General features: G+C 63.8%; 8 protein-coding genes. 4 read left to right on the top strand and 4 right to left on the bottom strand.

Annotated elements, in window-relative coordinates:
- The 4 genes from QZT63_RS02925 to radC all read right to left on the bottom strand — a co-directional run.
- A partial coding sequence (locus QZT63_RS02925) for an acyl-CoA thioesterase (protein ID WP_290648422.1) occupies window positions 1–490 on the bottom strand: 490 nt, incomplete at its 3' end.
- 365 nt (window positions 491–855) lie between these two features.
- Entirely contained in the window at window positions 856–2,253 is a 1,398-nt protein-coding gene (gene sthA / locus QZT63_RS02920; RefSeq protein WP_290648421.1) for a Si-specific NAD(P)(+) transhydrogenase, read from the bottom strand.
- 444 nt (window positions 2,254–2,697) lie between these two features.
- Window positions 2,698–2,931 carry a hypothetical protein gene (locus QZT63_RS02915; RefSeq protein WP_290648419.1) on the bottom strand — a complete coding sequence of 78 codons (234 nt, stop codon included), beginning with the start codon at window positions 2,929–2,931 and terminating at the stop codon, window positions 2,698–2,700.
- A 73-nt stretch (window positions 2,932–3,004) separates the two neighbouring features.
- Window positions 3,005–3,679, bottom strand: coding sequence for a DNA repair protein RadC (radC, locus tag QZT63_RS02910; RefSeq protein WP_290648417.1), 675 nt, complete (start codon window positions 3,677–3,679; stop codon window positions 3,005–3,007).
- Between the two features lie 145 nt (window positions 3,680–3,824).
- Here radC and coaBC point away from each other — a divergent pair, with 145 nt between their 5' ends.
- The 4 genes from coaBC to argB form a co-directional block, all read left to right on the top strand.
- Window positions 3,825–5,051, top strand: a complete 1,227-nt coding sequence (gene coaBC / locus QZT63_RS02905) for a bifunctional phosphopantothenoylcysteine decarboxylase/phosphopantothenate--cysteine ligase CoaBC (protein ID WP_290648415.1) — start codon at window positions 3,825–3,827, stop codon at window positions 5,049–5,051.
- Window positions 5,048–5,506, top strand: coding sequence for a dUTP diphosphatase (dut, locus tag QZT63_RS02900; protein WP_290648413.1), 459 nt, complete (start codon window positions 5,048–5,050; stop codon window positions 5,504–5,506). Before coaBC ends, dut begins: the two co-directional genes overlap by 4 nt.
- Before the next feature lie 97 nt (window positions 5,507–5,603).
- A complete protein-coding gene (locus tag QZT63_RS02895; protein WP_290648411.1) occupies window positions 5,604–7,010 on the top strand; it encodes a phosphomannomutase/phosphoglucomutase in 1,407 nt (468 codons plus the stop codon).
- A 79-nt stretch (window positions 7,011–7,089) separates the two neighbouring features.
- The coding region (gene argB, locus QZT63_RS02890) for an acetylglutamate kinase (RefSeq protein WP_290648410.1) at window positions 7,090–7,350 on the top strand (261 nt) is incomplete at its 3' end.

The raw sequence follows: 7,350 nt of genomic DNA, 5'->3' as shown, positions 1-7,350 counted from the left end.
CTCCTCCAAATGGCTCGCGGGCAGAGTAGCTTTGTTTGCGCAAGGTAATACGCTCAGCCGCCTTTAGGTAGCGCATCACTTCCACCTTATTGCTTAGCAGTAAACGCGGCACCGCTATGGGGGTGCCACTGCTGTCTTTGGCTATCATGGTAAAATACGATGAATTACAGTGCTTCACCTGCCCGGTTTGAATGTTCTGTGAATCAACACGGATACCCACCACCATAGAGCTGGTGCCCACATAGTTTACCGAGGCCTGCAAGGTTACCAGTTCCCCGACTTCGATCGGGTTGAGAAAATCGACCCGATCCACCGAAGCAGTGACACAGTACTTGCCGCTGTACTTAGAGCCAGAAGCAAAGGCAATTTGATCCATCAATGACAGCAAATACCCACCGTGAATTTTACCACTAAAATTAGAGTGAGAAGGCAGCATCAGCTGCGATAGTGTGATCTGTGAGCTGGCCACGCTTTTGTAGTCGATATCCATAATCCTGCCCTGTTGCTAACGGCCACTGCAGTGCATCATTTTTGTGTCAAAGTACTTGTAGTTTAGTGAAGCCACGAAAAAAGGGGAATGCCTCATTCAGTTGCGCCGCGACTGGTCCCCCTGAACCAGCACTCGGGTGCAATGGCGACTGTCGCATGATGGTTGCGCCTGTTGCTCGCCGGGGCATCCGACCCGCCCCTGTGCCACCATGTCGCAACCGATGGGTATCAGCCACCGCTCTACGGGCGTCGCGGCGCCTCGCCGTCTCCGTCGCGGGCATGGGGTCCGGCATTCTCCGGGCTGCCTCCAGCAAGGTCACTGGCGACGATGTACACAGCCCACCAGCGTCGCTCGGTTACAGGACGCTAGCTCAGGCGGTTGTAGCCATTGAGCGCCGCCACGCGATAGGCCTCGGCCATGGTGGGATAGTTGAACGTGGTGTTGATGAAATACATGAGGCTGTTCGACTCGCCAGGCTGCGCCATGACCGCCTGTCCGATGTGCACAATCTCGGCAGCCTGATCGCCGAAACAGTGGATGCCCAGGATCTCCAGCGTGTCCGGGTGGAACAGCACTTTGAGCATCCCGGCACTCTGGTTCGCGATCTGCGCACGGGCTAGATCCTTGAAGAAGGCACGCCCCACCTCGTAAGGCACTTTGGCGGCGGTCAGTTCTTGCTCCGTCTTTCCCACCGAGCTGATTTCTGGGATGGTGTAAATGCCCGTAGGAATGTCCTCCACCAAACGGTAATCGCAACGCCCGAACAGGATGTGTGTCGCTGCGAATCGGCCCTGATCAAAGGCTGCACTGGCCAAGTTGGGGTACCCGATTATATCCCCCACCGCGTAAATATGGCTTTGCTCCGTCTGGTAGTCCTCGTTGACCTCAATCTGGCCGCGCCTATTCGGCTGGATGCCCAGTCCCTCCAGGCCCATGTCCTTGGAATTGCCGCTGCGGCCATTGGCCCATAGCAGGATGTCGCCTTTGATCCGCTTTCCCGACTCCAGGTTTGTGATTACGTGGTCGTCTTTGGGCTCCACGTGGGTGTAGAATTCATTGTGCCGGATCAGCACTCCGTGCTCCCGCAGGTGGTAACTGAGCGCATCGGAAATCTCGTTGTCCAGGAAGTTGAGCAGGCGCTCGCGGGTATCGATGAGGTCCACTTTGACCCCAAGCCCGCGAAAGATCGAGGCATACTCGCATCCGATTACGCCAGCACCGAAGATGGTGACAGTGCGCGGCGTATACTCCAGCGCGAGGATCTTGTCGCTGTCAAACACCCTGGGGTGATCGAAGGGCACGTCATCCGGCTGGTAGGGCCGCGAGCCGGTGGCAAGCACGAAGCTGGCGGCGCGCAGACGCAGTTTCTTGCCCGCGGGCCCGGCCACGTCAACCGTGTTCCCGTCTACGAATCGCGCTCGCCCGTGCAACACCGGGATCTCGTTGCGGCTGTAATAGCTCGCCCGCAAGGCGACCTGCTTGCTGATGACCTGCTCCGCGACCTTCAGCAGGGGCGGGAATGACAGGCGCTTGGGCGCAGCCTGATCTCGAAACAGCGGGTTGGAGTTATACTCCATCATGCGACGCACGTTGTGGCGCAACGCCTTGGACGGAATAGTGCCCCAGTGCGTGCAGCCGCCGCCCACATCGTGGTAATCCTCCACCACCGCAATCCTTTGGCCTTTCTTGGCAAGGGTCAGCGCAGCGCCCTCGCCGCCGGGGCCGCTGCCGATGACCACGGTGTCGTATTGCTGCTCCTTCATCGCTCTACCCTCACGCTGCCGACTGAAGCAAGCCGCCATTGTAGGCAGCCCCGGCCCGTGGTCGACAAGCCAGTGCGTGATGACCGCCCAATTCGGGCGTCCCCGGACGCAGCAGGACGAACCGCACTGAGAGAAATCGTCCTGGTAACGGGCGGGGGCCAAGCCTTAATAAGGCCGGCATCAGATTCACTTCCCGGAAGCCACTTGTAGGTGTGCCTGCACCAGCAGACGCGGGACCGAGCGCACAATCCCAGGCCATTGGACGTCACGGCTCACGCTGCTCGACGGCGGCGACTGAGGCGGCTACAGTCGCCTTGGTTGCGGGACTTTGGCTAATGCTCCGCGTGATGTTCCGGGTCGCGCGCGAGGCAGCTGCCCCGATTGCCGAATGCGCCGGGCTGCGCAAACGGGGGTCAATCGTCTCGGGGAGGCCTGTGGCGCGTGTTAGTACGCCGCGGTCTCCTCCCACGGCACGGAAGCCCCCAGCCGCTCAAGCAGCGCTGCCTCCTCCATGAGATGGAGTTCCCGCTCACCGTCCAGCCAGGTGTCTGACTTCATGAGCGCTTTGCGCACGCCGCTTCCATCCTGGGGCATAAACAGAAAGACCTGCATACCGTAGGATTCCCGACCGACGGTCACATCCCATGGTTGGCCCTGCTGGTCCGTTACCCTGCGCATCGGTTTCTCCTGCTGGGGCTTCGCGACCGCCCAAGTATATCACTGTGGCATGGGAGCGCTGGCGTGGCGCGGCTCAGAGCAGACCGCGCTCGGCGAAGGACACAGGGTCGCCATCCCCCACGACGAAATGATCCAGCAGGCGGATGTCCACCAGCCCCAGGGCCTCCTTGAGCCGGCGGGTAATCTGCTCGTCCGCGCGGCTCGGCTCGGCGACGCCCGAGGGATGGTTATGGGCCGCGATCACGGCAGCCGCGTTATAGGCCAGTGCGCGGCGGGCGACCTCGCGGGGGTAGACGGCGGCGGAGTCGACGGTGCCCTGGAACAGCTCCTCGAAGCCCAGCACCCGGTGGCGGTTGTCCAGGAACAAACAAGCGAAGATCTCGCGCTGCTGATGGCGCAGGCGTGATTGCAGAAACTCGCGGGTGGCGCGGGGGCTGGTCAGGGCATCGCCGCGCTCCAGGTCTGCGGCCAGATAACGCCGGGCCATGGCCAATACGGCCTGGAGTTGTGTGTACTTGGCGTCGCCCAGGCCGGGGCCGGCGCAGAAGCTGTCGCGATCGGCCTCAAGCAGGCCGCGCAGGCTGCCGAAGCGGCTCAGCAGCTCCCGTGCCAGGTCCACGGCACTTTGCCCCCGGCTGCCGGTGCGCAGAAAGATTGCCAGGAGTTCCGCATCGGAAAGGGCATCGGCCCCATGGGCGAGCAGGCGCTCCCGCGGGCGCTCCGTCTCGGGCCAGTCCGTGATGGCCATGGTCGGTCTCCTTCATCCTTGAGTGACTGGTCACTTTTAGCCATTTGTGATTGGTCTTGCAAGCATGCACAGTTATGCTCGTGTGCCGGATTGCGTACACTTTTGGCGGTTCGTGGTGAAAGCCCACAGTAGCGATGGTGACAGCATGACCGATCTCCGCGGCAAACGGATTCTTCTGGGGGTCTCCGGCGGTATCGCCGCTTACAAGAGCGCCGATCTTGTGCGCCGACTGGGCGATGTCGGTGCGGAGGTCCGCGTGGTCATGACGGCGGGCGCGCAGGAGTTCGTGCGGCCGCTGACGTTCCAGGCGGTGTCCGGGAATCCCGTGCACACGAGCCTGCTGGACCCGGAGGCTGAGGCGGCCATGGGGCACATAGAGCTTGCCCGCTGGGCCGACGGGGTACTGATCGCGCCCGCCAGCGCCAACGTGATCGCGCGGCTGGCAAACGGCCTCGCCGACGACCTGCTGACCACCCTTTGCCTGGCGACCGAGGCGCCCGTGGCGATCGCGCCGGCCATGAACCGGGTGATGTGGTCCCACCCCGCGACGCTGGCGAATGTCACCCGATTGGCAGAGCGCAACGTCACGGTGCTGGGCCCCGGCGACGGCGATCAGGCCTGCGGGGAGATTGGTTCCGGGCGTATGCTCGAGCCCCTGGACCTGGTGGATGGCCTGGCGGGACTGTTCCCGGCGCCCGCGCTGACGGGGCTCCATGTGTTGCTGACTGCGGGCCCCACGCGCGAGGCTATCGACCCGGTACGCTATATCAGTAACCGCAGTTCCGGGCGCATGGGGTTTGCCGTTGCGGCCGCCGCGGCCCGTAGCGGAGCGCGCGTTACCCTGGTCACCGGGCCCGTGGAGCTGGTGACGCCCCCGGGCGTGGAGCGGGTGGATGTAGAATCGGCGGCGCAGATGCACCAGGCAGTCATGGAACGACTGGTGGACTGCAGCATATTTATTGCCTGCGCCGCAGTGGCCGATTACCGCGTGGCCACCCCCGCTGATGCCAAGATCAAGAAACGCAACGCCGGCATGGCGCTGGAGCTGGTGCGCAATCCAGATATCCTCGCCGACGTCGCCTCCGTGGAGCAGCCGCCGTTTACGGTCGGGTTTGCCGCGGAGACACACGACCTGCAGGCCAACGCCGAGGATAAGCGGCGCCGTAAGGGCGTGGACATGATCGCCGCCAACTGGGTGGGACGACCAATCGGCGGCTTCGAGGCCGCGGACAACGCCTTGGAAGTGAGCTGGGAGGGGGGCCGCGTGGCGCTGGAGTCCAAGCCCAAGACCCGGCTGGCGGTGGAGCTGCTCGAGCTCATCGGTGCGCGTTACCGCGCGAGCCGGACACCGGATTACGGGGCGAAGGCATGACGTCAAGCGTGGACCTGCGGGTGCTGGACGCCCGCCTGGAAGGCGAGTGGGGGCTGCCGGGATACGCCACCGACGGCTCGGCGGGTGTCGACTTGCGGGCCTGCCTGGATGCTGAGACTGCGCTCGCCCCGGGGGCCACGCTGCTGATCCCGTGCGGGCTTGCCATCCATATCGGTACGCCGGGGCTGGCTGCCATCATACTGCCGCGCTCCGGGCTGGGCCACAAACACGGCATTGTGCTTGGGAATCTGGTGGGTCTGATTGATTCCGATTACCAGGGGCAGCTGTTCGTCTCGTGCTGGAATCGCGGTAAGGCGACCTACACCATCCAGCCCGGGGAGCGGATCGCGCAGCTGGTGTTCGTGCCGGTGGTCCGACCGGAGCTGCGTCTGGTGGAGGGTTTTGAACCAAGTGACCGGGGGGAGGGCGGATTCGGTCACTCCGGCCGCCGCTGACGGCAGGGTTTCGTGCTGGGGCTGCGCCATACCTACTATGCCCCGGATGACCGTCGCGCAACGCCCGGCGGCACCGGAGCTAAGCAGCGGGGACACTATGGCAACGACGGATACTGACAAGGAGAACGGTGTGCACGTGGATCGCAACCTGTTTCGGGCCTATGACATCCGGGGTGTGGTGGGAGATTCCCTCTCCGCCGACGTGGTTCGCGAAATCGGCCGCAGCATCGGCAGCGAGGCAGCGGCGCGCGGCTGCACCGATGTGGTGGTGGGGCGTGACGGGCGATTGTCCAGCCCGGAGCTATCGCAAGCCCTGATCGAGGGCTTGAGCGCCACCGGGCGCCACGTTATCGACATCGGCCAGGTGCCCACCCCGGTCATGTATTTTGCCACCCACCATCTAAACACCGGTACCGGCGTGGAAATTACCGGCAGCCATAATCCGCCGGATTACAACGGCATGAAGATCATGATTGGCGGCGAGACGCTCTCCGGGGACGCCATCGCTGGCCTGTACCAACGCCTGCTCGCCGGGGATCTACTGGAGGGGAAGGGGCGGGTCCAGCGGCAGGATGTGGTGGAGGACTACATCGACGCCATTGCCGCCGACATCACCCTGCACCGCCCGCTGCGAGTGGTGCTCGATGCCGGCAACGGCGTGGGCGGTGGCGTTGCGCCGCAGGTGCTGCGGGCCATCGGCTGCGAGGTGGAGCTACTGTATTGCGATGTGGATGGCACGTTCCCCAATCATCACCCTGACCCCAGCGACCCGGCGAACCTGGAGACCCTGATCGACCTGGTGCGTTTGCAGCAGGCAGATGTCGGGCTGGCACTGGACGGCGACGGTGACCGCCTTGGGGTAGTGGATGCCACCGGCAAGATCATCTGGGCGGACCGACAGATGATGCTCTACGCCCGGGACGTACTCAGTCGCCACCCCGGTGCGGACATCGTGTTCGATGTCAAATGCTCCTCGCAGCTGGCCCAGGTGATCTCTGAGCACGCCGGCGTGCCCGTGATGTGGCGCACCGGTCATTCACTCATCAAGGCAAGGCTCAAGGCCAGTGGTGCACCGCTGGCTGGGGAGATGAGCGGACATATCTTCTTCAACGACCGCTGGCCGGGGTTCGACGACGGCATCTATACCGCGGCCCGATTGCTGGAGATCCTGTCCATGGAGACGCAGTCCAGCACCGATGTCTTCGCGGCGCTGCCGGAAGCGGTCAGCACGCCGGAGATCAAGGTCAACCTGAAGGAGGGTGAACCGCCCGAGGTCATCGCCCGCCTCGTTGCCGCGGCAGAGTTTCCGGATGCGCAGGTGACCACAATCGATGGCTTGCGCGTGGACTTCCCGGACGGCTGGGGGTTGGTGCGGGCAAGCAATACCACGCCGTGCCTGGTGCTGCGTTTCGAGGGTGATGATGCCGAGGCCCTGGAGCGCATCCGGGCCCGCTTTCGCGAACTGCTGCTCCAGGCCCGGCCCGGCCTGGAGTTGCCGTTCTGAGACGGCGATTACTGTTCAATCGAATGCGCACCGGCGCACCACACTTGTTCGCCGCCGTCGAACAGCACGCAGGGTAACCATGAGCACGACCAAGACACCGGCCGAGGTGGCCGAAGTCCTTACCGAGGCGCTGCCCTACATCCGCCGCTTCCACGGTACCACCATCGTGGTGAAGTTCGGCGGCAACGCCATGGTGGACGACGCCCTGAAGCGCAGCTTTGCCCGTGACATCGTGCTCATGAAGCTGGTGGGCTTCAACCCGGTGGTGGTCCATGGCGGCGGCCCGCAAATCGGCCAGCTGCTCGCGCGCATCGGCAAGGAAAGCCGTTTCATCGAGGGT

The organism is Aquisalimonas sp., assembly GCF_007120195.1.
Taxonomy (GTDB): Bacteria; Pseudomonadota; Gammaproteobacteria; order Nitrococcales; family Aquisalimonadaceae; genus Aquisalimonas.
Note: the sequence above shows the minus strand (reverse complement) of the source record. Positions and strands in the feature narration are given on the sequence as shown.